The 25,916-nt window shown below is 64.0% G+C and carries 23 protein-coding genes; 9 read left to right on the plus strand and 14 right to left on the minus strand.

Annotated features, from left to right (window positions below):
- Positions 1-52 precede the first annotated feature (52 nt).
- From U1707_RS00570 to U1707_RS00580, 3 genes are read right to left on the minus strand one after another with little or no spacing between them, the layout of a single operon-like run.
- Positions 53-850, minus strand: a complete 798-nt coding sequence (locus tag U1707_RS00570; RefSeq protein ID WP_332798222.1) for a sterol desaturase family protein — start codon at positions 848-850, stop codon at positions 53-55.
- Complete coding sequence (locus U1707_RS00575; protein ID WP_332798223.1) at positions 847-1,644, minus strand: fatty acid desaturase; 798 nt, start codon at positions 1,642-1,644, stop codon at positions 847-849. Before U1707_RS00575 ends, U1707_RS00570 begins: the two co-directional genes overlap by 4 nt.
- Positions 1,641-2,162: a sterol desaturase family protein gene (locus U1707_RS00580; protein ID WP_332799009.1), complete on the minus strand. Its 522-nt coding sequence runs from the start codon at positions 2,160-2,162 to the stop codon at positions 1,641-1,643. Before U1707_RS00580 ends, U1707_RS00575 begins: the two co-directional genes overlap by 4 nt.
- 274 nt (positions 2,163-2,436) lie before the next feature.
- Here U1707_RS00580 and rsgA point away from each other — a divergent pair, with 274 nt between their 5' ends.
- The gene (gene rsgA / locus U1707_RS00585; protein ID WP_332798224.1) at positions 2,437-3,432 is read left to right on the plus strand and encodes a ribosome small subunit-dependent GTPase A; all 996 of its coding nucleotides are present in this window, start codon (positions 2,437-2,439) and stop codon (positions 3,430-3,432) included.
- Between the two features lie 188 nt (positions 3,433-3,620).
- Here rsgA and U1707_RS00590 read toward each other — a convergent pair whose 3' ends face one another.
- The 5 genes from U1707_RS00590 to U1707_RS00610 form a co-directional block, all read right to left on the minus strand.
- Entirely contained in the window at positions 3,621-3,959 is a 339-nt protein-coding gene (locus tag U1707_RS00590; protein ID WP_332798225.1) for a Rap1a/Tai family immunity protein, read from the minus strand.
- A gap of 46 nt (positions 3,960-4,005) precedes the next feature.
- On the minus strand, positions 4,006-4,755 hold the full coding sequence (locus U1707_RS00595) for a L,D-transpeptidase (RefSeq protein WP_332798226.1): 750 nt from the start codon (positions 4,753-4,755) through the stop codon (positions 4,006-4,008).
- Positions 4,756-4,849: 94 nt separating this feature from the next.
- Positions 4,850-5,161 carry a hypothetical protein gene (locus U1707_RS00600; protein ID WP_131584855.1) on the minus strand — a complete coding sequence of 104 codons (312 nt, stop codon included), beginning with the start codon at positions 5,159-5,161 and terminating at the stop codon, positions 4,850-4,852.
- A 165-nt stretch (positions 5,162-5,326) separates the two neighbouring features.
- On the minus strand, positions 5,327-5,677 hold the full coding sequence (locus U1707_RS00605; protein WP_332798227.1) for a hypothetical protein: 351 nt from the start codon (positions 5,675-5,677) through the stop codon (positions 5,327-5,329).
- A gap of 14 nt (positions 5,678-5,691) precedes the next feature.
- Positions 5,692-6,030 (minus strand): hypothetical protein, encoded by a 339-nt coding sequence (locus U1707_RS00610; RefSeq protein WP_332798228.1) that lies wholly within the window; start codon positions 6,028-6,030, stop codon positions 5,692-5,694.
- A gap of 186 nt (positions 6,031-6,216) precedes the next feature.
- On the opposite strand from U1707_RS00610, the gene poxB reads away from it, so the two are divergent.
- The gene (gene poxB / locus U1707_RS00615; protein ID WP_332798229.1) at positions 6,217-7,965 is read left to right on the plus strand and encodes a ubiquinone-dependent pyruvate dehydrogenase; all 1,749 of its coding nucleotides are present in this window, start codon (positions 6,217-6,219) and stop codon (positions 7,963-7,965) included.
- Positions 7,966-7,982: 17 nt separating this feature from the next.
- Here the strand turns inward: poxB and U1707_RS00620 are convergent, their stop codons facing one another.
- From U1707_RS00620 to U1707_RS00635, 4 genes are all read right to left on the minus strand, one after another.
- On the minus strand, positions 7,983-8,345 hold the full coding sequence (locus U1707_RS00620; RefSeq protein WP_332798230.1) for a hypothetical protein: 363 nt from the start codon (positions 8,343-8,345) through the stop codon (positions 7,983-7,985).
- A gap of 165 nt (positions 8,346-8,510) precedes the next feature.
- The gene (locus tag U1707_RS00625) at positions 8,511-9,776 is read right to left on the minus strand and encodes an MFS transporter (protein WP_332798231.1); all 1,266 of its coding nucleotides are present in this window, start codon (positions 9,774-9,776) and stop codon (positions 8,511-8,513) included.
- Between the two features lie 309 nt (positions 9,777-10,085).
- A complete protein-coding gene (locus U1707_RS00630) occupies positions 10,086-11,678 on the minus strand; it encodes an ArnT family glycosyltransferase (RefSeq protein WP_332798232.1) in 1,593 nt (530 codons plus the stop codon).
- Between the two features lie 126 nt (positions 11,679-11,804).
- Entirely contained in the window at positions 11,805-14,255 is a 2,451-nt protein-coding gene (locus U1707_RS00635) for a TonB-dependent receptor (RefSeq protein ID WP_332798233.1), read from the minus strand.
- Between the two features lie 363 nt (positions 14,256-14,618).
- Between U1707_RS00635 and U1707_RS00640 the strand changes: the two genes are divergently transcribed.
- Positions 14,619-17,051: a TonB-dependent receptor plug domain-containing protein gene (locus tag U1707_RS00640; RefSeq protein ID WP_332798234.1), complete on the plus strand. Its 2,433-nt coding sequence runs from the start codon at positions 14,619-14,621 to the stop codon at positions 17,049-17,051.
- Between the two features lie 69 nt (positions 17,052-17,120).
- Here U1707_RS00640 and U1707_RS00645 read toward each other — a convergent pair whose 3' ends face one another.
- Complete coding sequence (locus U1707_RS00645; RefSeq protein WP_332798235.1) at positions 17,121-17,798, minus strand: nitroreductase; 678 nt, start codon at positions 17,796-17,798, stop codon at positions 17,121-17,123.
- 129 nt (positions 17,799-17,927) lie between these two features.
- Between U1707_RS00645 and U1707_RS00650 the strand changes: the two genes are divergently transcribed.
- The 3 genes from U1707_RS00650 (at position 17,928) to U1707_RS00660 (ending at position 19,652) form a co-directional block, all read left to right on the plus strand.
- Positions 17,928-18,200 carry a hypothetical protein gene (locus tag U1707_RS00650; protein WP_443025626.1) on the plus strand — a complete coding sequence of 91 codons (273 nt, stop codon included), beginning with the start codon at positions 17,928-17,930 and terminating at the stop codon, positions 18,198-18,200.
- A gap of 495 nt (positions 18,201-18,695) precedes the next feature.
- A complete protein-coding gene (locus U1707_RS00655) occupies positions 18,696-18,980 on the plus strand; it encodes a CsbD family protein (RefSeq protein ID WP_332798236.1) in 285 nt (94 codons plus the stop codon).
- A 399-nt stretch (positions 18,981-19,379) separates the two neighbouring features.
- The gene (locus U1707_RS00660; RefSeq protein ID WP_332798237.1) at positions 19,380-19,652 is read left to right on the plus strand and encodes a hypothetical protein; all 273 of its coding nucleotides are present in this window, start codon (positions 19,380-19,382) and stop codon (positions 19,650-19,652) included.
- Positions 19,653-19,708: 56 nt separating this feature from the next.
- On the opposite strand, the gene glpK is transcribed toward U1707_RS00660, so the two are convergent.
- Positions 19,709-21,202 carry a glycerol kinase GlpK gene (gene glpK, locus U1707_RS00665; protein WP_332798238.1) on the minus strand — a complete coding sequence of 498 codons (1,494 nt, stop codon included), beginning with the start codon at positions 21,200-21,202 and terminating at the stop codon, positions 19,709-19,711.
- 113 nt (positions 21,203-21,315) lie between these two features.
- Here glpK and U1707_RS00670 point away from each other — a divergent pair, with 113 nt between their 5' ends.
- From U1707_RS00670 to U1707_RS00680, 3 genes are all read left to right on the plus strand, one after another.
- A complete protein-coding gene (locus U1707_RS00670; protein ID WP_332798239.1) occupies positions 21,316-22,830 on the plus strand; it encodes a glycerol-3-phosphate dehydrogenase in 1,515 nt (504 codons plus the stop codon).
- Entirely contained in the window at positions 22,827-23,618 is a 792-nt protein-coding gene (locus U1707_RS00675) for a DeoR/GlpR family DNA-binding transcription regulator (RefSeq protein WP_332798240.1), read from the plus strand. The genes U1707_RS00670 and U1707_RS00675 overlap by 4 nt, the downstream gene beginning before the upstream one ends.
- Before the next feature lie 144 nt (positions 23,619-23,762).
- Positions 23,763-25,850 carry a catalase gene (locus U1707_RS00680; protein ID WP_332798241.1) on the plus strand — a complete coding sequence of 696 codons (2,088 nt, stop codon included), beginning with the start codon at positions 23,763-23,765 and terminating at the stop codon, positions 25,848-25,850.
- The last annotated feature ends 66 nt before the right edge of the window (positions 25,851-25,916 follow it).

Below are 25,916 nucleotides of genomic sequence, written 5' to 3' on the forward strand. Positions count from 1 at the left end.
TCTCCCTCATAAGAAAGCAAAACGCGCCCGAGGAGATAAGGAGCCGGGTTATCTAGCGACCTGGGTACACCGGGTCAGCGACCGCCGGCACGGCATCGGCGGCCGCCGCGCGGCGTTCGGCGCGCGCGTGCTCGCGGGTGAAGTCACCAACGCCGCGATCGGTACTGCACAGCCTGTCCCAGTGCCGGAAATACAGGCCATAATTGCATGCGTAGAGTTCATGGTGTCGTTGATGATGGCTCGCCGTGATCAGCCAGCCGCCAAGCCGTCCGGACCACATGAAGCGCGGGAAGATCTCCCATCCCATATGGTTGGTAACGCCCATCACCGTCATGATCGTCAGCACGACGGCCAGTCCGCTAACGTGGATAGGCACGAAGAAAACCAGCAACGGGATCACGACGGCGCCGGTCAGCGCCTCGATCGGGTGGAAGGCCATCGCCGCCCACGCGGTCGGTGGTCGACTGGCGTGGTGAAGCGCGTGCGCGAGCTTGAACGGCTTGGGCCGGTGCATCCACCGATGCGTCCAATAGAACCAGGCGTCATGGAGCAGGAGGTAGAGCAACACCGACACCGGCCAATACCAGAGCGGATAGGCGTCAAGGTCCGAATAGACCCGTGTCCAGTCAAGATGCTGCCAACCCCAGGCGACGATCCCTGCCGGAACGCCGTAGATCGCGGCCGACGCTAGGCTCCACACGATCTCGCGCCGAACCTGCGGGTCGAGCCCGAGATACAGGCCAGGATGCTTGCGCCGCGTCGCCCACGCGAATGCACCCGAGACGATCAGATAGCGGACCCCAACGATCACCGTCATCGCGATCGCGGAGACTGTTATGGTAAGCATCATATCGCGCGTCGTACCATCGCGGGGTTACCGGATCGTGCCGCGATGGCGCGCCGTCGCGCAGGCAGGCCCCACCACGGCGTACCGGGCGACAGATGATGCTCGTGATGATACCCGCCGAAGTGGAAGCACGTCAGCAGCGACACCAACAGCGGGATCTTGGCGCTGTGCGCGTGGTGGTGATCGGCAAAGGGTTCGTCCCGCTCGCGGTGCGGCAGCCAGGTCCCGAAGACGAACAGCTGCAATACGGCGCCGAGTGCCGGTATCGCCCAGAATACCACGATGTTGCCCAGCGGCGCCCCCAGCAGGAGCGTGTAGACCAGCGCTACGACGGTGATGCGAACGATCTGGCCGTGTGAATAATAGGTCCGGAAGAACTGTCCGAACCACCCGAACAAGCTGGGATCGCCGCCATGGAAATCGGGATCGCTTGCGGTACCGGCATGGCGATGATGGAGATGATGCTGCGGCAGGAGCGTGGCATAGGACAGGCAGGCATAGAGCGACAGGCAGGTCGCGCCGGTCAGGCGGTTCAGTCTGGGATACCCGGGCGCCAGCGCACCATGCATCGAATCATGGGCGACGATGAACAGCCCGGTACTCAGCCACGTCTGGACGAGGACCATCACGGCCGCGAGCGGCACCGTCTCCAGGCTCCAACGCCAGAAGAAAATCCCGCTGACATGAATTGCGAGCCAGACCGTGACGATCGCCGCGGCAAGCGACAGTCCGATCCATACCTGGCGCCGCGCAGCCGCACCGCTTGGGGACGCGGGCAGGGCGGTTCCCCCGCTCATTGATCCACCGCGACGGGCCCGGATGCCTCGGGCGAACGCGAAACGCGGCGTTGCGGATCGGCGTTGGCGCGCAGCTGCGCCTTCAGCACGGCGGGCTTGCGCGCGAACAAGAAGCCGTGGCTGACCGTGCCGTCCTTACCCTCGACCGCGTGATGCAGCCGATGCGCCTGCAGGAGACGCTTGAAATAGCCCTGCTTCGGGACCCACCGGAATCCACCGCGCTGATGCACCAGCAGATCGTGGACGAAGGCGTATATCCCACCATACACGGTGATGCCCAGGGCCGCCCACCAGAGTGGCGGCCACCAAAGGCCGACTACGAACATCACGATCGGCACGATCGCGAACGCGATGGCATAATAGTCGTTCTTCTCGAACCAGCCGTCCTGTTCCTCGTGGTGCGACTTGTGCCAGCCCCAGCCCCAACCGTGCATGACGTATTTGTGCGTCGCCCACGCAAAACATTCCATGAACAACACCATGCCGGCGACGATCGCGAGTTTCTCCACCCACGACATCAGCGTCTGGCCCCGTGATCGGCCGATCGATGCGACGATTTCATCATTCGCCATATATACGCGCTAAGACGTTGCGATGCGAGGCATTGCGCCGAGAATATCGCTGATCGCCCTCAACCCGCCGGGGTTGAGGGCGGCGCAAACCTATTGTCGTAAGATCGCGGAGAGGCGACATCCCACGTGCTGCGTTGCGATCGCCGGCGTCCGACCCGAGCCGGAACGAACGGCGCATTCTACCCGATGCCGGTCGACGGAAACGCGCTATAGCCGTGGCATGACACCGAGCACCGACACGCTGGCAGACCTTGGCTGGACCGCGCATTTCAACGATCAGATTTCGGACGAGGAGGCGCAGCATTGCCACCCTGTCCGCGTCATGGCGGTCCATCGCGGGACGATCGCCGTTGCGGGGGCCGGGTCCCGGGACTTAATCTCGCCGTATATCCCTGGCGCCGATCCGTCGGACGATCACCCCACGGTCGGCGATTGGCTGCTGTTCGACGATGCGATGGGACAACCGATCCGGGTCCTCCGCCGGATCAACCTGTTCAAGCGACGCTCGCCGGCCGATCCGCGCAAGGAGCAGATGATCGCGGCCAACGTCGACACGGTGTTCATCGTTGCATCGTGCAACCAGGATTTCAGCGTCGCGCGGCTCGAGCGGTATCTGGTGCTGGCTCGCGAGGTCGGCGTGCAGCCGGTGGTGGTTCTGACCAAGTCCGACCTGACCGATACGCCGGAGACATTCGCCGCCGCTGCCCGATCGATCGAACCGGGCTTGCTGGTCGAAACCGTCGATGGTCGCGATGCCGACGACGTCGCGCGTCTCGCCGCGTGGTGCGGACCGGGCAAGACCGTCGCGTTTCTCGGATCGTCGGGTGTCGGCAAGTCGACCCTCGTCAACACGCTGCGGGGCTCCGACAGTATCGCGACGCAGGCGATCCGGGCCAACGACGGTACCGGCCGCCATACGACGACCGTCCGCGAGATGCATCGTCTCGAACGAGGCGGGTGGCTGCTCGACCTGCCGGGAATGCGCGAACTACAGCTCTCCGAGGCCGCTACGGGCATAGCCGAGGTCTTCGACGACTTCACCCTCATCGCGCAGCAGTGCCGCTTTTCGAACTGCTCGCATATGGTCGAACCGGGTTGCGCGATCCAGGCGGCCATCGCGGCCGGGACCCTGACCTCGGCACGGTTTGACCGTTGGCGCAGGCTTGCGGCGGAGGAAAAAGGGCCCGCGTCAACGGGCGGTCGACGGCGGTCCTAGGCGTGCGCCCTGCGATGGCGTGGCGCCTGGCGGGTCGTCGCTAGCGTCGTGTGTCAGTCGCCGCCCCGCCGATGCCGTGACGGACAGCAATGTCGTAGTGTCCGTGCGCGGGACCTTCTACGATCCGCCGTCTGCCTTTCGTTTTCCGATCTGTACGAAGCCGCGGGTGGCGCGTCCGCCTGACGTGCCTATTTTCGCTTCCGCTTCCGCTTGACCACGGTGCTTTTGCACGGAAAGTTCAGACGCAAGGCATCGCGCACGACAAAGGATGGCGCGTCGCCCCATCTTTCGTCGTGCGTGCGCAGGTATCGACGGACCGACGCAACCGTGTCGAGCGTCGAGGCGTGCGCGGGCGATGGACAGATCTGGTGTGCCTGCGACAACGTGTCGAACGCGCCGATGATGTAGCCGGTGCAGAAGGTGGCGGCAGGATCGGAGTCCTTGCCGCGACAATCCCTGACCAGTTGCTCGGTCGTCAGCGAACTGACGACGACAGGTGCTTTCGCCGATGCCAGTGCGGCGATCATCAACAGGATCATGCGGTTCTTCTCTTCGATCGAGCTGGCGTGATGGTCATGCGGCCGGTTCGCGTTCCGCCGCGACGTCGAGATACGGCAGCAGGCGAAGCCGCGGGAACACCTCGTCGAGCGTTTTCGTGTCCGGCAGGATATAGACGACGCCGCCCGTCTTCCTGAGCAGAGGGCTGAGTTTGCGCGTGTAGAATGGCGTGCCGACGTTGATGCAACCGAACGAGATGCGGTTATCGTCCGGCGAAGGCGAAAGAAGCCGCTGAACGCGCTTCTCTTTCTTGTTCGTCGTGATGACCGCATGCAGTGCGACGGAATTGGCGTAATCCACCCACAGCACACGTTGATGGCCAAAGGCGCGACCGAACTTCGCGACGTACCGGCCGGCTGGCGTCGTCCGCTCGGCTGGCCCGATATCTTCGAGTTTCTTGGCGCCGACACCCGGCGAGGAGTCATCGCCTACACCGATACCGAGCAGCACGGGTGTCTGCCCGAGAAGCTTTCCATCAGCCGCGAACAGATAGAGCAGCGCGGCCGGCTTATCGATGACGATGTAGGGTAGCGCGCCGTTGTCTTGCGCCGCGTGGATCCAGGCGATCAATCGCGAGGCGGACTCCGTCGGGATGGAAGGAGGGGCGGCGACTTGGGTGCTGGCGACCTTGCGCTTCGCATGCGTCGTTTTCGCAGACGAGGCCTTCGCAGACCCGGCTTTCGCAGGCGAGGCTTTGGCTTGGCGCGCGGTACGGCCGGCGGTTTGCGCGCTCGAACCGCACGGTGCCACCGCAAGCGACAGCAACGCGACAATTCGAAACGAAAAGGAAAACGGCCCTGGGACTCTCATTCGTGGATTTTGCAGGGCCGTTTTCCGTTACTGACGATGTTGGTGGCGATCAGCCGCGCGGCTTGCGCTGACGCTGCTTCTGTTGCTGCTGCATCTGCTGGTCAAGGCCATCGACGCGACCATTGAGCTGGTCGATACGCTGACCGTTCTGCTGAGCCTGACCGGCTGCAGCCTGCGCCTGCGTAAGTGCCTGGCCCGACGTCCCTTCGACAGTGCGCAGCCGGCCGTCGATGCCATCGATCCGCGTGTTCACCGTAGCGATCTGATCGTTGACATAGCCCTTGGTCGCACAGCCACCGAGGCCGACCGAGCCGACCAGGATCAACGCCACGACCGAACGCTTTGCAAAGGTGGAATTCATTCTCGAACCTCTCTGTAATGGTATTCCGCGCAACCAAGCTCCCGGCCCGGACCTTTTGGCAATTGATTTTGGGTGAGATGTGCGTGTTCCGGGTCAAGATGAACCACTCTGCTTCGGCAACGTGGCGGCCAACTGCGATCGACCGTCACCTTCCCTTACAGCGTCTTAGCGTGCGCTCGTTTCGCTTGGAGCACCGGCGGCGTCTTCGTACCACTGCGCATATGGCGTGCCGGCAACCATCCGGCGATTGAGGTCCGGCGTGCCGTCATGCCACCATACCTGCCCACGTTCGCCGAGCGCGACCTTCGCCAGGTCGACGTTGGCACGAGCCTCGGCCAATGCGTCCTTGTCGGCCTTGCGCAACGCGACACCCACCGCACGTCTGGCCTGCATCAGTTCGGCGACCAGAGCGCTGCGACGCTCCTCGGGCAACGAGGGATCGGATCGTCGCCAAAGCCTCCCCCGAACGACGAAGTATCGACCGTCCGGGGTTACCGGGTGCACGTCTGCAGTCATGCCGCAGTCATGGCTCAGCGTATCTTCTTCGCCGGGGCGGCGGTGAAATCGGGATCCTTGTTCGCAACCCAGTCGACGAACTTGCGGATGGTCGGATGCGCGAGCAGGCTGTCGACGTCCATCCCGGCGCGCTGCAGTTCCGAATTGGTGAAATTGGTGGTCAGCGTCTGCTGGCAGACCGGGTGCATCGGCACGACATCGCGTCCCCCCCGGCTTTTCGGCACGGGATGATGCCAGACGATGGTGGCCCCGGTCGGTCGCCCGCACAACCAGCATTGCTCCGTTTTCGGAGCGTCCGGCTCGGCGGCAAGCGGGTCCTCATACGGCATGTGTTTCGAATGTTTGCGAGCCATGGGTGTACCTGAGCTGTGTCGACGGGCGCTTTCGACGGTCGATCTCTCAGAGCCCTTTCGTCGTCGTCGCGCAAGTCGATGCACGGTTAAAGATTGCGTGGGCTGCATCCCGTTCGTCGCGAAACGCGTTTGCGCTTCACCCGTCGCTGGACCGACAGCGTTTACCGAATTGCCTGGAGGCGTTGCATGCCGAAGACCATCGTTGCCGACCTGTTTGCCGAAACGCTGCATCTGGCCGGGGTCCAGCGCATCTACGGGGTCGTGGGCGACAGCCTGAACGGACTGACGGACAGCCTGCGGCGACAGGGCAAGATCGAGTGGGTCCATATGCGCAACGAGGAGGCTGCCGCGTTCGCCGCGGGCGCGGAGGCGCAACTGACCGGCCGGCTCGCGGTTTGCGCCGGGTCATGCGGGCCCGGCAATCTACATCTCATCAACGGCCTGTACGACTGTAACCGGACGCGCGTCCCGGTGCTGGCGATCGCAGCACAGATTCCGAGCGGCGAGATCGGGTCGAACTATTTTCAGGAAACCCGTCCCGAGGCGCTCTTCCGCGAATGCAGCGTGTATTGCGAGACGATCTCCGACGCCGACCAGATGCCGCGGACGCTGGAAACCGCGATCCGCGCCGCCGTCGGTCATCGCGGCGTTTCGGTCGTCGCGATGCCGGGCGACGTGGCGTTGCGGTCGACCACCGGTACGCTTGCCCGATCGGCGGGGGCTCTGTTGCCACCACGCTCTGCGACGGTTCCTGCCGATGCCGATATCGGTGCGTTGGCGGCGTTGCTGAATGGTGCTTCGAAGGTGACGATCCTCGCTGGGCGCGGTTGTCGTTCCGCGCACGCCGAATTGCTGCAGGTCGCCGAACGGCTTCAGGCGCCGATCGTCCACGCACTCGGCGGCAAGGAATTCATTGAATACGACAATCCGTACGACGTCGGCATGACCGGGCTGATCGGCTTTTCGAGCGGGTATGATGCGATGATGGGCTGCGATGTCCTGCTGATGCTGGGTACGGATTTCCCCTATCGCCAATTCTACCCGGTCGACGCCAAGGTTGCGCAGATCGACCTGCTTCCCGAAAATCTCGGACGGAGGACGGCGATCGATATCGGGCTGGTCGGCGATGTCGGTGCGACGCTGACGGCGTTGGTCCCGCGTCTGACCGGCGCGCGTGATGGCGCATTCCTGCAGTCCGCGCGAGACAATTACGCCGAGGCCCGTAAAGGACTCGACGAACTCGCCTCGGGCACTCCGGGCAGCGGGGTGATCCATCCTCAACACGTCGCACGGGTCGTCAGCGAATATGCGGCCGACGATGCGGTGTTTGCCTGCGACGTCGGCACGCCGACGATCTGGGCTGCGCGCTACCTGAAGATGAACGGAAGGCGGCGCCTGATCGGATCGTTCAACCACGGCTCGATGGCCAACGCGTTGCCGCAGGCGATCGGCGTGCAAGCCGCTTTCCCGGATCGGCAAGTCGTCACGCTGTCAGGCGATGGCGGTCTGGCGATGCTGATGGGCGAGTTGCTCACCGTTCGCCAGCTCGGGCTTCCAGTGAAGATCATCGTGTTCAACAACGGCACGCTTGGTTTCGTCGAGATGGAGATGAAGGCTGCGGGGTTGATCGAAACGGGCGTCGCGTTGGACAATCCCGATTTTGCGGCGATGGCGCGGGCGATCGGCATGCACGGCGTGCGGATCACGGATCCGGGCGACGTTGAGGCAGGCGTTCGCGATGTCCTGGCGCATCCGGGACCGGCGCTGCTCGATGCGGTGACGGCGCGTAACGAATTGTCGATGCCGCCCAAGATCACGTTGGAGCAGATGCGGGGCTTCACGCTTTACATGGCCAAGGCCATCATCAGCGGTCGCGGAGATTCGGTCGTCGAATTGGGCAAGACGAATGTCGGTTTGCTGAAGCGATTGTTCTAAACGATGCCGTTTCAGCATTACTGATAGCGTGCCGTTCGGTCGAAGCCGACATTCGTTTTGGCCATCTTGGCGAGCTTGCGAACGTAGGACCGGACATGGCGGTCGAAGCGGGTGTCGTCATACACGCCGCGCCAGATGAACTCGTCGCGATCCAATAGCGTCTTCAGATCGACGGCGAAGCGCTTCTGGTCGATCGCCGAATCCTTTGCCTGCATCAGGGTGCAGACCATCTCCTCGGCACTCGCCTTGTCGCAATCGTCCTGCTGGCCCCAGCCACCACGCTCGGCCGCGACCTGATCCGCGCGTGATGCCGCGATCCGGCTATCCAGCCACTTGCGGACTTTCGCCGCGTCCCAGTCGGTCGGACCTTCGTTTGCCATTGCTCATTCCCGATCGCGCAGTCGGCGGCGGTAGCGCCGGTCCTTTTCGCGAGCCCGCTTCATAACGAGCGCCATGCGCTTTGGAAAATACGGTCGCAGTTCGCTCGGTAAGATAACCCCGCTATGCCGTTAGGTACGGAACTGCTGGTGATCGCGCGGTCCGCATCAACCCCGGTTTTTAGTCTCCGGCATCGCAACCAGATACAGCCCCAGGCCAAGCCCGGCCACGACCGCCAAGGTCAGGAAGCCGGCGGTATAGCCGGCGCTTACGATGATTGCGCCTGCCAGTGACGCCGACAGCGCCGCGCCGAGCCCTTGCGCGCTTGCGACCGCGCCCTGGCTGACGTTGAAGCGGCCGGTGCCCTTGGTCAGGTCGGCGATCACGACCGGGAACAGCGCGCCGAAGATACCTGCGCCGATGCCGTCGAGCGCCTGCACGCCGACCAGCCACCACGGATCATTGGACACGGTGTACAGCGCACCACGCGCGGCCAGGAACGCGAACGCCACGAGGAACAGCGGTTTGGTCCCCCATTTCTCGGTGTTGCGTCCGACGACGATCGCGACCGGCACCATCACCAATTGCGCGGCGACGATGCACGCGGCGGTGAGCGATGTCGCCTGATCCTTGCCGACCGTGCGTGAGAGAAGCTGGCTGACCGACGTGAGCATCGCGGCATTGGCGAGATGGAACAGGAACGCGGTTGCCGCGAAGATCATCAGCGGCTTGTTCTCGATCAGCACCTTCCAGCCGCTTGGCTCCTCACAATCATTTTCCGGTTCGCAGTCCAGGCCGCGCGCGACGGCGTTGTCGATCGCGTCGTTGTTGATCCTGGACGCGGTGACGATGCTCGCCACGGTCAGCCCGCCCATCAGCCAGAACACGACGACGGGTCCGAACTTCCACGCCAACACGCCCGCCAAGGCCGCGGAGACCGCGTTGCCCGCATGATTGAACGCCTCATTGCGCCCGACGCGTTTGGCGAACAGCTTCGGCCCGACCAGTCCGAGCGTGATCGCCGATATTGCCGGCGCGAATACCGCACCGGCGACGGCCGCAACCGACTGGGTCAGCGCCACGACCGTGAAGCCCGTCACGATCGGCAGCGAGATGCTGCTGAGCGTCACGAGCAGCGCGGCGATCATGACGATCTGCGGCTTGTTCCTGGCGCGATCGATCAGGCTGCCCGCCGGGGTCTGCGATATCAGCCCGACGATCCCGGCGATCGTTAGCACCGCGCCGACGGTCGCTTCGTTCCAGCCATGCGCCGGCCCCCGGACGGCCAGCAGGTAGATGGCAAGATACGGCCCCAGCCCATCGCGGACGTCTGCGAGGAAGAAGTTCAGTGCGTCCAGCGTCCTGCCGGGGATGGGTTCGCTGCCTGTCGTCTCGCGCGTTTTTCCCGCGGGAGCGGTGTCCATCATAGCCATGACAATTCCTGAAGATCGCGATTGTGGGACACGGAACGTTCGCGCAACGGCGGGGCGGTAAACTACTGACTTAGATTAGGCTTTCCCGGCCGGGGTAACATCCTCTGTCGAATATCTCCAATGATCTCAAAACCTAAACTGAAACTGAACGCGGGTGGGGAGGGTGATTTACGCGCGAATTTATGGGTGGTGGGCAACCGGTGGTCTCGTGACAGGCTACCTGCGCCTTATCGTTGGACGTGCGGAAACTCGGTGGAGGCGACAAGCGCGCCCCGATGTCGGGCTATACCCTTACCTTCTGCGCTAGCTTCAGTCCGCGCCGGTCATCGTCGAAAAGTTGTGCGAGCCGCTGCCGGTCGCGAGGAGATCTGGTCGCGGCGTTATCGGCCCAGCGCGCACCGCGACTGACGTCGCTCCGAGGCCGACAGGGAAGCTGGTTTGGCGCTGGCTATAGTCCGGCGTCCGGACCGCGTTCGCCAGGACGACGCTGTGCGGATACGCAAACCGCATCCGTTCCCCGACGATGACGACGCCGCGAATACCGAGTTGATCGAGCGTGGCACGGGCTTCGCTCGGTGTTCGCGCGGTCAGGACATATCCGCGGCCCATGAAGTCGCTGGTCGATAGCCACTGCGACGCGCGCGCGACCCAGATCCGCCGCTGTCCGCCATCAGCATAGGCGGCCGCGGCGATCACCGCGCCTTCACCGCCGGCCCGGCCGTCGACCAGCCAGATACCCGGCGTATCGATGATGGTCCGCGCGATCGCTGGCGCGCCGAGGTCCGGCTTGGCCGGGAGGTGCGCCAGAGCCACGGCGGGGATGGCGAGCGTGGCGACGGTGCAAGCAACAGCGGCCGCGCGATAGACCGCCGCAAGCGTCCACAAGGCTTGAACGCCCAACGCAGCCAGGATTGCACACCACGGCAGCAGCGGAAGGATGTAGCGATCGACCAACGCGACCGGGATCGCGGCCTGGAAGATCAACGTGGCGAGAATGACGGAGACGGATAGTCTGACGACGGCCCCCGAGCGGGGATCCTGCCAGCCTTTGATCGTGCCGATCACAACGAGGAAAATGCCGCTCCAACCCAGATTGGCGTGCACCGCCCGGAGATTGGCGACGAGCGAGTCCCAGGCATAGGCCAGACCTGGCGCATAATTGAAACCGCCGGCTGAGATTTTGAAGGAGATCAGATACCAAGGCAGGATCAGCAGACCGGTAATGGCGCCGGCGATCCACAGCTTCCGATCGCGGAGTAGCGGCCATCGCCACGACAGGACGATATCGATCGCCGGTACAAGGGCGACGAGCAGCCCGTTACCCTTCACGAGCGTCGAAAACACCGCGAGCGCGGAGAACAGTGCGAGGCGTGACCAAGAAGGGCGGTCAGCCGCTGCCAGCCAGGCGATGGCGGCAAGTCCGACGACCAGCGTCACCGGCTGATCGAGCAGAAAATAGCGCGCGCTTTCGGCCTCAAGCGGCAACAGCAACACGGCGAATGCCGCGGCGATTGCCAGGCGCGGTGTGCCCGCCCGGAACAGGCCCCAACCCACAAGCGATGCCGGAAGGCCGGCGATGAACGCGCTGAGGATTGCCGCGCCGAAGGCGGAGGGGCGCAGGATAGCGAAGAGGGGCGCGATCAGTGCGTACCAGCCGGGGGGCCAATGGCCGATCGAAAGCTTCGGAAAGTGCGCGTAAAAGCCCTGCGCGAAGGTCATGGGCGAGGGCAGGCCAGCCCGCAGCCAGTCGCCGATGAACAGCGTGTTCACGTAATGCGAGGACTCATCGGGATCGATGAAGCTCGCCGAAAGACCGCCCGTCAGCGCGGCGAGCGCGAGCGCCGCCAGCCCGAGAAGCGGCGCGAGTGCGATTGTTCGCGTGACGGCCCCCCGGTTGGTCATCGGGGAAAACTAACCCACTGCGCAGCCGATCGCCATGATCATTCGGTACCATTCTGGCGCCGATCGCCTGGCCCGAAGCCGATGCCGTGCGGGCAGCAAGGGCTTCGGGCCGAACGCGACATTCGGTCAGAAAGCGCCGGACAGCGTGAAGAACACCTGCCGCGGGGGCGTCGCGTAGCTGTTATAGGTCTTGCTCGCCGCGCCGACGACGACTTCGTAGATGCCCTTGCGATTGGTCAGGTTGGAGACGTTGACCGAAAGCCGCAGCGTCTTGAGGCCTATGCCGCTGATCGGTGGCAGCGCGTAGCCGGCCTGTGCGCTCAGCAGCAGGCGGCCCGATACCGACTGATCGTTGGTGTAGGTGGCGAACCGGCGGCCGACGAAGTCGCCGATCACCTGCACGTCGAACGGGCCATCGTTCGCGCTGGCCACAACCTTGTTGAGCCATTTTGCGGTGTTCGGCACGTACTTGCCCGACGTCGGCACGACCGTCGTGCCGCTGATGTAATTGTCGTTATATTTCGAGCTGTTGTACGACAGCGCATCGTACAGCGAGAAATGCGGTCCGAACCGCAACGTCGTCGCGAAATCGACGCCGTTGGTCGTGACGCCACCGACATTCTGGAGGATCGACACGCCGCCGATGACCGACGAAATCACCGGAGTTGCGCTGATCTGCAACAGGCGGTTGCTGAAATCGACGTGGTAATAGTTCAGCTGCGTTTCGATCCCGGTGATCGGACCCAGCGATACCTGTCGATGCGACCGGACGCCGGCTTCGTAGGTCCACGAGCTTTCGGGCGACGTCCCGGCCTTCAACTGGTCGAACGCCTGCTGGCTGCCGAGATTATAGGGGGAAAGCCCGGCTGCAACCGAGGTCTGGAACTGGCGGACATTCTTCTGCGCGTTGGCGAACAGCTGCTCCGACGAGGTCACGTCCCAGGTACCGCCGATCGCCGGCAGGAACCATTTCTTAGTGCTGATCTTGCCTTCGGGCAGGCCGGTCGAGGCGCCCGACAACGCGCCCGGCAGTGGCTGAACGGGTACCGCGCCATTGGCGAACTGCAAACTCGACTTGAAGCCGGCCTCCAGCGTGACGGCGGGCGTGACGTGCCAGCGGTCCTGCAGATGGAACTGGACGATATCGACATCCACGTCGCTGCCATATTGGGTCAGGCGGCGCAGCGCCGGATCGGCGCGGACATAGGGCGTCGAGGGATTGTCGTTCGGAAAGGCGTACCAGCGGCGGCGGACGGTGTTCGCGTTGTGCTCGTACCATCCGCCCAGTTCGATCTCGTGGTTGCCGACGTCGATCGCGAGCCGCGACAACAGGCCCTCGCGGTCGACGGTGTATTCGGTCGTCCGCAGTGCATAGCCCGAATCGCCGAACACCTGCTTCAGGTTCTGGCCGGGATAGTAGATGCGAAACAGCGCGGGCAGGCCGGCTACCGTGATCGGCCCGGCGATCTGCCCCTCGCCGTCGTCATGATGGTAATACGCCTGGTTCGAAAACGTCACGGCATCCGAGAAGCGATAGTCGAGCTTCAGATAGCCGAGATAGTCCTTGCGCTGCGCGTCGCCGTAATAGTTCAGGTAATTGGCCGGCGCGTTGGCGGGCACGTTGCCGTCGGCATCCAGATAGGCGAGCGCTGCGGCGAAGTTCGGATACAGCAGGCCGCGATAATAGGGTTCGATCCCGCCGGCATTGTGCGCGACCGAATCCTGGTTCGGCTCCTGCTTGTTGGAATAGGCGAGATAGCCGGTCAGCGTGACGTGACTGTCCTTGTGGACGACCTTCGCATTGACCTGATAGCCGCCCTGCTTCGCGTCGAACTCCCACGCGCGTGCCTTCTGGCGGACCGCGGACAGATAGCCGCTGTTGGTGCCGCCAAGGCCTTCGAACTCGCCGCTGTCGATCCGCAGATAGCTGCGTTGCGCATCGTAGCTGCCCAGCGTCTGTGCGAAGCGGAGACCCAAATCCCGTGCGGGATCGCTCGTGAACGTCTCGATCGCGCCGCCCAGATTGCTCGCCGATGCGGTGCCGAGATCGGCGGCACCCGACGACAGGCGGACTTGGCCGACATTCTCGCTGATCACCGCGCGTTGTGGCGAGAGACCGTTGAAATTGCCGTAGGATTGATCGCCCAAGGGCACGCCGTCGAGCGTGAAGCCGAGCTGGTTCTGGTTGAACCCGTGGACGACGAGCGAGATGTTCTGTTCGTTGTTGCCCCACGGATCGGCGGTTTCGAACTGGACACCGGGCAGCGTCTGGATCGCCTTGACGGGGTTCACGCCCGGCATGGTCTTCTGCATTTCGACGCCCGACAGCGCGACCGAAGACCGCGTCGTGCGGCTGGCGGTCACCATGATCGTGCCGTCGGCGTTATCGTTACGGGGCGTGTCTTGGGTCACCTCGCTGGCGGCGGGTGCGGCTGCGGGTGTGCCATCTGCAACGGCCGCACCATTCGCTGGCACCGGCGCGGCCTGTCCAACCGACGGCGTTGCACAGGCCATCAGCCCAATCGCGGCCGAAGACAGGTATAGCGAAGCGCGACACACGCCGCGGAACTCGAACATTGCAGATCCCCTTGTCACCGCTCAAATGCGGATTGAGGGGCGGCCACTAGGCGGGGTCCGCGACACAGCGGTGTCGATACGATTACATATATTATACAGTTGCGACGAAACGCTTCAGGATACGGTCGGGCGTGCGATGGCCCCGGTCGGCTGTCGTCATCCCGTTAAACGAGCGCAGTAGCCGCGGACGTGCGACCTGTGCGGCAGTATCGCGGACGGGATGTTGCGACGCGTGCACTCGGTCAGGCGATCTTTTCAATTATCGCAGGCACGTTCAACGCCTATCGAGATCGTCGAGTACGTCCATACGTATCGAAATGCAGCGAGATCGTCGCAGAACGATCACTCAAAAGGGACCAATCCATGACCGTTTATCGTACCGCGCTGGCGCTTACCGCCTCGGTCTTCGCCCTGGCCAGCGCGTACCCCGTATTCGCGCAAGATGCGCCGGCCGTCGCCAGCGCAGACGCGGGCGCGGGCGCGTTGCCCGATACGCAGGACGACATCATCGTTACCGGAACACGCGCCGTCGGCCGATCGAGGCTCGACAGTGCGTCGCCGGTCGACGTGCTGAGTTCGGCGGCACTCCAGCGGCAGGGGACGACCGAACTCGGTGCGGCGCTGTCGGCGATCGCGCCGTCGATCGACTTTCCGCGGCCGTCCGCGGTCGATGGCACCGACGCGATCCGTCCCGCGACGCTGCGCGGTCTTCCGCCCGACCAGACATTGGTGCTGGTCAACGGCGTGCGCGGCCATACGGCGGCGTTGCTGAATGTCGGCGGCTCGGTCGGGCGCGGGGCGGCTGCGGTCGATCTGAATACCATTCCGACGGTGGCGCTCGACCGGATCGAAGTGCTTCGCGACGGCGCGTCGGCGCAATATGGCTCGGACGCGATCGCCGGCGTCGTCAACCTGCGCCTGCGCGAGGCGCGGTCCGGCGGCGGCGCGACGGTCAATTACGGCTTCTACAACACCGATATCGATACCGCGCGCGGCAGCCGCAGCACCACTGGCGAGCACGCCGTGACGGTATCTGGCTGGCAGGGCATTGGCTTCGGCGAGGACGGGTTCCTGACCGTGTCGGGCGAGTATCTGAATCGGCAGGCGACCAATCGTGCCGATTTCGATCCGCGCGTCACGCCGACCCGCGTCACCGGCAGGTTTGGGGATCCCCAGGTCGGGCAGTACAGCATCTTCGCCAACGCCGGCACGACCCTGACGGGCACGTGGAAGCTCTATGGCTGGCTCGGCTATCAGGACCGCGACACGCGCAGCGCCGCCTTCCCGCGGCTCGACAACGCCACCACCCGGCTTGCCGGCTACACCGACGGTTTCCTGCCGCTGATCAATACCAAGTCGCGCGATCTCAACTCAGCGGTCGGCCTCAAGGGCGAGGTCGCCGACTGGAACGTCGACCTGAACGTCAGCTATGGACGCAACAAGATCGGCTTCCGTACGCTCAGTTCGGCCAATTATGCGTATGGCGCGGCGACGCCAAAGGACTTTTCCGATGGCGCGCTGATCTACGACCAGCTCGTCGCCGGGCTCGACGTCAGCCGCAAGCTCGACGTGTTGCAGGGGCTGAACGTCGCGTTCGGCCTGGAAGGACGCCGCGAAGGCTTTGAGATACAGGCCGGCGAGCTCGCCTCGTACGGCTACCCGACCACCGGCGCAGTCGCCGGTGCCTCGCCAGGCGCCCAGGGGTTCGGCGGCTTTTCCCCGGCGAACGTGGTCGACCGCCATCGTCGCAACGGCAGCGTCTATCTCGATCTCGAGGCGCAGGTGACCGACAAGCTGCTCGTCGGCGTGGCGGCGCGCGGCGAGGACTATTCGGATTTCGGCAAGACCGGTACCGGCAAGATTTCCGCACGCTATGATTTTGCACCGTGGTTCGCGTTGCGCGGTACCGCCTCGACCGGCTTCCGCGCACCGGCACTCCAGCAGCAATATTACACCTCAATCGCGACCGTCATTCAGGACGGCGTACCGATCCAGACGGGCACCTTCCCGTCGGTCAGTCCCGTCGCGACGCGGCTGGGCGGCCTGCCGCTCGAGCCGGAGAAGTCGACCAACCTCTCGGTCGGCACGGTGCTGCGGTTCGGACGCTTCGACCTGACCGTCGATGCGTACCGGATCCGCATCCGCAACCAGATCGGCCTGTCGGAGAACATCACGACGTCGACCAGCCAGTCGGCCGCAGTCAACGCGCAGATCGCCAGCCTGCTCGCAGGGTCGGGCGCGACGGCGGCGCGGTTCTTCGTCAACGGTCTCGCCTCGACCACCAAGGGTATCGACGCGGTCGCGCATTACCGCATGCCGACCGATGCCGCCGGCACGTTCGACCTGACGATCGCGGGCAACGTCAACGACAGCGACGTGACGCGCGTGCCGACCTCGACCTCGACGCTGAACCCCGCGCCGACGCTGTTCGCGCGCAGCCGCATCCTGACGCTGGAGGACGGTACGCCGGGTGTGAAGGTCACCGGATCGGTCGACTGGTCGCTCGACCGGCTGGGTGCGCTCGCCCGCGTCACCTATTATGGCGACGTCAACCAGCCGGGAACCACGCAAGCCGCGGACGTTCACAGCGGTAAGCACGTCATCACCGATGTCGAACTCCGCTATCAGGCAACCAGGGGTGCGCAACTCGGACTGGGCGTGAGCAACCTGTTCGACGTGTATCCCGATCAGACGATCCCGGCGAACAACACGACCGGGGTGATCGGCTTTCCCTATTACTCGCCGTTCGGCTTTAACGGACGCTACCTCTACGCGCGTGCCGGGCTCAGCTGGTAGGTAGGGCGATGACGTCCGGACCGGGCTCGCTCTTTTCCGGACGTCGGCCGAGTCAGCCGATCGATGCAGTCAGTCGACGAAGCCGACGAACACTGCGGCCTCGTCGACCGAACGGCGCTCGGACACGACCGCGTTGGCGGGAAAGTCCTCGTCTGGCCAACCCAGCGCGATGCTCTTCATGATGACCTGATCGTCGGGGATGCAGGCGTGTTCGCGCACGACAGGCGACTGCATGATCCCCTGGCTGTTGATGACCGTACCTAGCCCGCGCGACCATGCCGCGTTGACGAGTGCGGTGGCCACCGCGCCGCAGTCGAACGCGGTATCGTCGCTACCGGCGACGTCGCGGTCATAGGTGATTATGATGCAGACGGGAGCATCGAACTGGCGAAAGCCGCGCATGACCCAATCCTGCCGGGCGTCCTTGTCGTCGCGAGCGATGCCCATTGCCGAGAACAGCTGTTTGGCGACGCCGATCTGACGCTCGCGGTGCGCGCCCGCAAAAGCCTCGCCGGTGCGAAACTCGCGCGATTGCGGGACGCCGGCCGCCATGCGCTGCGTGTTGCCCGTCCGGATCGCATCGAGTGCGTCGCCGCCGACGACGTAGAAATGATAGGGCTGCGTGTTCATCGACGACGGGGCGCGCATCGCGAGCATCAGGACCTCCTCGATGACCGCCCGCGGGACGGGGGCCGGCAGATAGCCGCGAATGCTTCGCCGACCGAGGATTACGTCATCGAAGTTCATGGGCCCGCTCCGTCGCTTTGGTCTGCGCAGTGCATACAGAATTCTCCTCCGTCGGACAGCCCGACGAAAACGCTGAACGGGGCGGCGAAAGATGACAGCAAGTGTGACAAAGATCACATGGAACATCGGGTGATCGTCGACGGTATTTTGTGGGTCTGCTTCAACACGAAGGAACTCAGTATGCGTCGCACCGCTCTCCTTATTCTGCCGATGATGATGATGTCGGTGTCGCCTGCCTTGGCCAAGGGATGCATCCGTGGCGCGGCCGCCGGCGGTGTCGGCGGCCATTTCGTCGGCAAGGGCCATGCCGTGATGGGTGCCGCCGCCGGTTGCGTGATCGCGCACCATCATTACGCCAAGCAGGCGCGTGCCCAAAAGGCTGCCGCCCGTTCGCACGGCTGAGGACGAATAGTTCGCTTTGCCGGTCGGTTAATTCGACCGGCGAAGTGTCACTTCGCGCGAACGCCGGTTGGTGCGTAAAACGCTGATCATAGTACAGAAATACCTGAATATTTTTTCGTTCCGGTGAGTTTAGGAAGCAGCAAGATGCCAGCGGGTTCGAGCGAACCCGAACGTCTTATTCCCCAACACGGAATGTATCATGATCGCCTACCGACCCACCGCTATCCTGACCTCGGGCACCGGCGCTCTGTCGCTGGCCGCGTTGCATCAACTTGCGGCCTCCTGACTTATGCTGCTTCGCTGGATCGACGGGTCCGCCTTGTGAGCCAAGTGGCAAATCGATCGATCGGGATACGGACGTGGGTTCGGACGTTTCGGATCCGATTCATTCGCACACTGAATCATTCGGCAAACGCCAGCAGGACCCGGTAATTCGTACCGGCTCCTGATGTCCCGCGCCGTGGTGGCACTGATTTTCAACCAAGGAGATACCTCATGAACAACGACACACTCGCCGGCACGGGTTCGGATCTTGGCGGCAAGCTCAAGGAAGGTCTCGGCAACGCGACCGGCGACAAGTCGCTCCAGTCCGAAGGCGTCGCGGATCAGTTGAGCGGTACGGTCCAGAAGACCTATGGTCAGGCCAAGGACGCAGTCGAAGAGAACGTACGTCCGCTCGTCGACTATGTTCGCCAGTTCTCGAAGGAGCGTCCGTTCGCCGCCGCGGCCGTGGCAGGCGTTCTCGGGATCGCGCTGATCAACACCCTGCGCGGCAAGTAAGCGACTTGGCGGGGGCGATCCGATCGCTCCCGCCATTTTAGCGAACGGGGACCAAATGAGGTAAATACGACATCGCAGGAAACGCGATTTGACGCGAGCACAGGAGTGTCTGAAGTCCGTCGCACGCCGTCTCATTGGACTTCCGCTCCCGACACCATGGACACGGCCGATCGCAACTGCGCGACGTTTGGCTAGACGTTGACCTGTACGAGCGCTTTCGGTGGCTGCCGCGCGGTTGTCCAGAATGCGGGTACGTCCCCGCAACGGTTGGCATGGCAGCTATCGCTCAATCGCTGGCGTTCTATTCTCACGGGTACAGATCGGTCACTTGGCCGGACAGGCGATACGCGTTGGACTCAATGATTGCGGACGATTGAAACTTTGCGAGGTCAGCAAGACATGACAGGGCATACCGACTTCAACGCTCGGTACGATACGCGGCACGATATCGGGAGTCTCAAGCTCCGGTCGGACGACGAATGGGAGGGACTGTGGCACGCCGATGATGGCCGTGCGCGCCCAACCCGGACGATGGAACTCTGCATGGTCGCCGTCGGAGCGGTCGTGGCATTGGTGATCGCCCAGCGCGGATGGCGTCGCGTCTCCACGCCGGTAAAGCCGTTCGTGCCCTCGGCGGCCGACATTCACGTTCGGTTGCCGCCACCGCGCTGACTATAATTTCTACATGTGTTCGGGCGCGCCATTCCTGCCTCGAGCACTAGGCAATCCTACTGCGGTGATCGCAGCGTACGTTTCAGCGCGTCGTGCCAGCCGGCAACCAGCACCGTCCGGCGGTCATCAGTCATCGAAGGTTCAAAACAGCGATCGCGCGACCATAGCGCTTCAAGCTCGTCCAGGCCGGACCACACGCCTGTAGCTAGCCCGGCATGAAACGCCGCCCCGCGCGCGGTCGTCTCGAGATCCTCCGGGCGTTCGATCGGCACCTCGAGCAGGTCAGCCAGAAACCCGCACAGCCAGTCGTTGGCCGCCATGCCGCCATCGACACGAACCGTGGCCGGTCGTCCACCGCCGTCCGCAATCATCGCCGCGACCAGATCGAGCGTCTGGTAGCCGACTGCCTCCAGAGCGGCGCGGGCGAGATGCGCCTGCGTAGCACCTAGCGTAAGCCCGAAGATTGCCGCCCGCGCGTCGGCGTCCCAATGCGGCGCGCCTAGTCCGACGAAGGCCGGCACCATGTAGACGCCGTGGTTGTCGGGGACCTGCGTCGCCATGTCGTCGGTATCGCGCGCATGGGTGATGACCCCGATTCCGTCGCGCAGCCACTTTACCGCCGCACCCGCAACGAAGATTGATCCCTCGAGCGCATAGGTCGTCTTGCCGTTCAGGCGATAGGCCGGCGTCGTCAGCAGTCGCTGTTTCGACCGGATGGCGTCCGTCCCGGTGTTGAGCAGCATGAAACAGCCGGTCCCGTAGGTCGACTTGGTCATGCCGCGCTTGAAGCATGCCTGGCCGAACAAGGCCGCTTGCTGATCGCCGGCGATGCCCGCAACCGGGATCTGGGCATCGAACAGACCGGGCGCGGTCAACCCGTATTCATGGGCATTGTCGTGAACCGCGGGCAGCATGGCGATCGGAACGCCGATCAGGTCGCACATCGCCGGGTCCCAGCGGTCTTCGCGTATGTTCCACAACAGGGTGCGCGACGCGTTGGTGACGTCGGTCGCGTGGACGGTGCCCCCCGTCAGCCGCCATAGCAGGAAACAGTCGACCGTACCGAATGCGAGCAGCCCTCGCTCCGCACGTTCGCGAGCCCCTGCGACATGATCGAGGATCCACGCAATCTTGGTCCCCGAGAAATACGGGTCGAGCAGCAATCCGGTGCGCTCGCTGACCTCCGCCTCGGCGCCCGCCGCGCGCAATTCCGCGCAGCGGGGCGCCGTCCGACGATCCTGCCACACGATCGCGCGGTGGATCGGCACGCCCGTCTCGCGATCCCATACGATCGTGGTTTCGCGCTGGTTGGTGATGCCGATCGCGGCGATATCGCGGGCGCCGACGCCGCTCTTGCCGATCGCCTCGCGTGCGGTCGCCATCATATCCCGCCAGATATCCTCGGGATCGTGTTCCACCCAGCCAGGCGCCGGATAATGCTGCGTGAACTCTACCTGCGCCGATGCCACCCGCCTTGCACGGGAATCGAAGACGATGCTCCGCGTCGACGTGGTTCCCTGATCGATCGCAAGGATGTGCTGTCCGGCCATATCGTCCTCTCCGCTGGCCATTTGATCTGTGCCCGTTTCAAAAGGCCGTCAATACTTTCGTTTGCCTTCGAATTGCGGTAAACCGCGCGCAATCGAAAGCGGAAGGCTGAACTGTGAGTCTATTCCCGTCCCCGGACTACGACCTGCTGATCGTCGGCGGCGGGATCAATGGCGCTGGGATCGCCCGCGATGCGGCGGGGCGCGGGCTGCGTGTTTTGCTGGTGGAGCAGGACGATCTTGCCAGCCACACGTCGTCCGCCTCGACCAAGCTGATCCACGGGGGGCTGCGCTATCTTGAATATGGCGAATTCAGGCTGGTGCGGGAGTCGCTTATCGAACGCGAGCGGCTGTGGCGCATGGCACCGCACATCATCTGGCCGCTGCGCTTCGTACTGCCGCAGACGCAATCTCCGCGGCCGGCTTGGATGGTACGCCTCGGGCTGTTTCTCTACGACCATCTCGGCGGGCGAAAGCGTCTGCCTGGGACCGAGACGATCGCTCTCGACCAGTCGGCGTTTGGCGAGGGGCTCGCGGCACGAACGGGCAGGGCGTTCGTTTATTCGGACTGTTGGGTCGAGGACAGCCGCCTCGTCGTACTGAACGCGCGCGACGCCGCAGATCGTGGCGCGGATATCCGCACGCGCACCCGCCTCGTCGCCGCGCAGCGCGAGGGCGACGCATGGGCGGCGACGATCGTCGATGCGAGCGGCGAGCGTAGCGTCCGCGCAAAGGTCCTGGTGAATGCCGCCGGGCCCTGGGTCAGCGACGTGATCGGTCGTGCAGACGGCGTCCGCAGCGAAAGCAAGGTGCGCCTCGTCAAGGGCAGCCACATCCTCGTGCCGCAGCTTTACGAGGGGGCCCACGCGTTCATGTTGCAGAACGAGGACCGCCGGATCGTCTTTGCGGTTCCTTATGAGGGCAAGTTCACGCTGATCGGCACGACCGACCTGCCGTGGGACGGTGCGCCCGGCACCCCGGTCATCAGCGAGGCGGAGACCGAGTATCTCGTCGCTACGGTCAATCGCTATTTCACGCGCAAGCTGACGCCGGACGATGTCGCTTGGAGCTATGCCGGCATCCGCCCGCTGCACGACGATCATGCCGGCAACGCGTCGGCGGTAACGCGCGATTACGTGCTCGATCTTGATGCGGGCGACGGCAGGGCGCCGATGCTGAGCATCTTCGGGGGCAAGATCACGACCTATCGCAAGCTCGCCGAGCACGCGATGGCCGAACTGACGAAGGTCATGCCTGATATCGGTCCGGCGTGGACTGCCGGCGTGGCACTGCCGGGCGGCGATATGCCGGACGGGGACTTCGACCGATTCCTCGGACGGCTGACGGCCGAGCGGCCTGCGCTGCCCCCCGAACTGCTCCGACGGCTGGCACGCGCGTACGGCACCGATGTCGCGGCGCTGCTTGGCGACGCGGCTGATCTCGGCGCGCTCGGCGAGGATTTCGGCGGCGGACTGACCCGGCGCGAAGTCGATTATCTGATCGCTCGCGAATGGGCGCAGACGAGCGAGGACATCCTGTATCGCCGGAGCAAGCTGGGGCTGCACGTTCCGGCGGGGACGGCGGAGCGGTTGGCCGGCTATCTCGACGACCGTCCGTCGATCCGGGCATGACCTCGACGCCGCTCGACCATGCGGTGATCCGCCACCGGCGGATACTCGAACTGGCCCGCCAGACCGGGAGCGTCACGGTCGAAGCGCTGGCGGCGGAGTTCGGGGTTTCGTCGCAGACGATCCGCAAGGACCTGAACCAGCTGTCGCAGGTGGCGATGTTGTCGCGCGTCCACGGCGGTGCGGTGACGACGTCGGGCGTCGACAACCTTGATCACGGTGCCCGGCGCTCGTTCGCATCGGCCGCCAAGACGGCGATCGGTGCAGCGGCCGCGCGGTTGATACCCGACGGTGCCAGCCTGTTCATCACGATAGGCACGACCACCGAAGCCGTCGCCCAGGCGCTGACTGGTCATCGCAACCTGTTAGTGATCACCAACAATCTGAACGTGGTCGACATTCTGCGCGGCACGCCGTCGATCGAAATCCTGACCGCGGGCGGGCGCGTCCGCGCGGCGGATCGGGCGGTAGTCGGCACGCTGGCGATGGACTTCATCCGCGGGTTCAAGACCGATTTCGCGGTCATCGGTGCGTCGGGGATCGATGGTGACGGAACGTTGCTCGACTTCGACGTCGACGAAGTGCGCGTGTCGCAAACGATTATCGCGCAGTCCCGCAAGGTGATCCTCGCGGCGGACAGCTCGAAGCTTCATCGCCCCGCGCCGATCAGGATCGCCGGTCTGGACGCGATCGATTATCTCGTGATCGATCGCCTCTGCGACCCGGCCGTCCTCGCGGCCTGTCACCGCGCGAATGTCGACGTCGTGGAAGCCTTCGCCAAGGGCCGGTAAGCCGCCGCCATTGGCCCCGGTACTCGACCGCTACGTCCGCAAGTATATCGGGTCGAGGGCAATCTTAACCGCTCCCGCGCGGTCATCCTTCGCAACCTTTGTCGTTCCCGAACCGTTCCCTGCAAGAATGATACGAGGATTCCCATGACCGACTTTTCAGATCTCAACGCAGGCGCGGGCGGCGAGACCCATCAGGTCACCGACGCCGATCACCCGGTCCTGACGACCAACCACGGCACGCCGATCTCCGACAACCAGAACCAGCTCAAGGTTGGCGCGCGCGGTCCGGTCCTGCTCGAAGACGAGGCTTATCGCGAGAAAATCAACCATTTCGATCACGAGCGTATCCCCGAGCGTATCGTCCACGCACGCGGCAGCGCGGCGCATGGCTATTTCGAATGTACCGAAAGCCTGTCCGACATCACCGTCGCCGATCTCTTCCAGAAGAAGGGTCAGCGCACCGAGGTCTTCACCCGGTTTTCGACCGTTGCCGGCGGCGCCGGTTCGATCGATACGCCACGCGACGTGCGCGGCTTTGCGGTCAAGTTCTACACGCGCGAAGGCAATTGGGATCTCGTCGGCAACAACATTCCGGTGTTCTTCATCCAGGACGCGATCAAGTTCCCAGACCTGATCCACGCGGCCAAGATGGAATCGGATCGCGGTTATCCGCAGGCGGCGACCGCGCATGATACGTTCTGGGACTTCATCAGTTTGATGCCGGAATCCACCCACATGATCATGTGGGCGATGTCGGACCGCACGCTGCCGCGCACCTTCGCCAATATGGAAGGCTTCGGTGTCCACACCTTCCGGTTGATCAACAAGGAAGGCAAGTCGACCTTCGTCAAATTCCACTGGAAGCCCAAGGCCGGCCTCGCGTCGACGATCTGGGACGAGACGGTCAAGATCGCGGGTGCCGATCCCGACTTCCAGCGCCGCGACCTCTTCGAGCGGATCGACCGTGGCGATTACCCCGAGTGGGAACTGGGTCTCCAGTTGTTTGACGAGGAGTTCGCGAACAGCCAGCCTTACGATGTCCTGGATTCCACCAAGATTATCCCGGAGGAAGTCCTTCCAGTGAAGATCGTCGGGCGGATGGTGCTCGACCGGTATCCCGACAATTTCTTCGCGGAAACGGAGCAGGCCGCGTTCGTGCCAAGTCACGTCGTTCCCGGTATCGGCTTTTCGAACGATCCCCTCCTTCAGGGGCGCCTGTTCAGCTACACGGATACGCAGTTGTCCCGCCTTGGTTCGGTCAATTTCCACCAGTTGCCGATCAACGCAGCCAAGGGGCGTGCGTCCGTGGCCGGCAGCCCGTTCATGAACCAGCAGCGCGACGGCCACATGCAAATGGCAGTGCCGAAGGGTCGTGCGAATTACGAGCCCAACAGCCTGGCCAAGGCAGGTGAGGAAGCTGGAGCCCGTGAAGATCCGGACAAGGGCTACAAGACCTTCCCGTCGGACGAGCAGGGCCAGAAGCTGCGGATCAGGCCGGAGAGCTTTGCGGATCATTACAGCCAGGCACGGATGTTCTTCCGCTCCATGGATCCGGCCGAGCAGGCGCATATCGCGTCTGCATTGGTGTTCGAACTGTCGAAAGTCTCGCTCGAGCACATCCGCATCCAGATGATGGCGAACCTCCGCAACGTGGACGAGGATCTGGCAACGCGCGTTGCCGCCGGTTTGGCCATGGACTTGCCGGAAGCATCGCCGACCGCCGCTCCCGTCCTCGACATGGACGTGTCGCCAGCCCTGCGGATCATCCGCGGACCGCTGGAGAAGCACACACTGGGAGGCCGTACGGTCGGCATCCTGATCGCCGATGGCACCGATGCGAGTGAACTGAATACGCTGAAGGCGGCGATCAAGAGTGCTGGCGGTCAGGCGATGACGATCGCACCCAAGGTCGGCAAGGTTCCGTTGTCGGACGGGTCGTCGATTGCTGCCGATGCGCAGCTGTTCGGCCAGCCGTCCGTGACGGTCGATGCCTGCGCGGTGATCCTCAGCGAGGCAGCCTGCGCCAAGCTCGTCAAGGAAGGCGCAGCCGTGCAGTGGGTCATGGATGCGTTCGGGCATCTGAAGGCGATCGGTCACAATGCCGCCGCCAAACCGTTGCTCGACAAGGCCGGCGTGGAAGCGGACGAAGGCGTCGTTGCCCTTGGTGCGTTCGTCGAGGCCGCGAAGAAGCGCTATTGGGATCGTGAGCCTAACGTGCGTACGCTGGCCTGAACGAATAGGTGTCGCTTCGGCCTTACTGGTCGAGGCGACACTTTTGTTCGGGTATCTGATCAAGAA

This window comes from Sphingomonas sandaracina, assembly GCF_036663695.1.
In the GTDB taxonomy this organism is placed as follows: domain Bacteria; phylum Pseudomonadota; class Alphaproteobacteria; order Sphingomonadales; family Sphingomonadaceae; genus Sphingomonas.

Bases quoted from the DNA above. Each gene is read 5' to 3' on its own strand.
- U1707_RS00570 (WP_332798222.1), bottom strand. From the start codon at position 850: ATGATGCTTACCATAACAGTCTCCGCGATCGCGATGACGGTGATCGTT.
- U1707_RS00575 (WP_332798223.1), bottom strand. From the start codon at position 1,644: ATGAGCGGGGGAACCGCCCTGCCCGCGTCCCCAAGCGGTGCGGCTGCG.
- U1707_RS00580 (WP_332799009.1), bottom strand. From the start codon at position 2,162: ATGTCGTGGGTGGAGAAACTCGCGATCGTCGCCGGCATGGTGTTGTTC.
- rsgA (WP_332798224.1), top strand. From the start codon at position 2,437: ATGACACCGAGCACCGACACGCTGGCAGACCTTGGCTGGACCGCGCAT.
- U1707_RS00590 (WP_332798225.1), bottom strand. From the start codon at position 3,959: ATGATCGCCGCACTGGCATCGGCGAAAGCACCTGTCGTCGTCAGTTCG.
- U1707_RS00600 (WP_131584855.1), bottom strand. From the start codon at position 5,161: ATGAATTCCACCTTTGCAAAGCGTTCGGTCGTGGCGTTGATCCTGGTC.
- U1707_RS00605 (WP_332798227.1), bottom strand. From the start codon at position 5,677: ATGACTGCAGACGTGCACCCGGTAACCCCGGACGGTCGATACTTCGTC.
- U1707_RS00610 (WP_332798228.1), bottom strand. From the start codon at position 6,030: ATGGCTCGCAAACATTCGAAACACATGCCGTATGAGGACCCGCTTGCC.
- poxB (WP_332798229.1), top strand. From the start codon at position 6,217: ATGCCGAAGACCATCGTTGCCGACCTGTTTGCCGAAACGCTGCATCTG.
- U1707_RS00620 (WP_332798230.1), bottom strand. From the start codon at position 8,345: ATGGCAAACGAAGGTCCGACCGACTGGGACGCGGCGAAAGTCCGCAAG.
- U1707_RS00625 (WP_332798231.1), bottom strand. From the start codon at position 9,776: ATGGCTATGATGGACACCGCTCCCGCGGGAAAAACGCGCGAGACGACA.
- U1707_RS00630 (WP_332798232.1), bottom strand. From the start codon at position 11,678: ATGACCAACCGGGGGGCCGTCACGCGAACAATCGCACTCGCGCCGCTT.
- U1707_RS00635 (WP_332798233.1), bottom strand. From the start codon at position 14,255: ATGTTCGAGTTCCGCGGCGTGTGTCGCGCTTCGCTATACCTGTCTTCG.
- U1707_RS00640 (WP_332798234.1), top strand. From the start codon at position 14,619: ATGACCGTTTATCGTACCGCGCTGGCGCTTACCGCCTCGGTCTTCGCC.
- U1707_RS00645 (WP_332798235.1), bottom strand. From the start codon at position 17,798: ATGAACTTCGATGACGTAATCCTCGGTCGGCGAAGCATTCGCGGCTAT.
- U1707_RS00655 (WP_332798236.1), top strand. From the start codon at position 18,696: ATGAACAACGACACACTCGCCGGCACGGGTTCGGATCTTGGCGGCAAG.
- U1707_RS00660 (WP_332798237.1), top strand. From the start codon at position 19,380: ATGACAGGGCATACCGACTTCAACGCTCGGTACGATACGCGGCACGAT.
- glpK (WP_332798238.1), bottom strand. From the start codon at position 21,202: ATGGCCGGACAGCACATCCTTGCGATCGATCAGGGAACCACGTCGACG.
- U1707_RS00675 (WP_332798240.1), top strand. From the start codon at position 22,827: ATGACCTCGACGCCGCTCGACCATGCGGTGATCCGCCACCGGCGGATA.
- U1707_RS00680 (WP_332798241.1), top strand. From the start codon at position 23,763: ATGACCGACTTTTCAGATCTCAACGCAGGCGCGGGCGGCGAGACCCAT.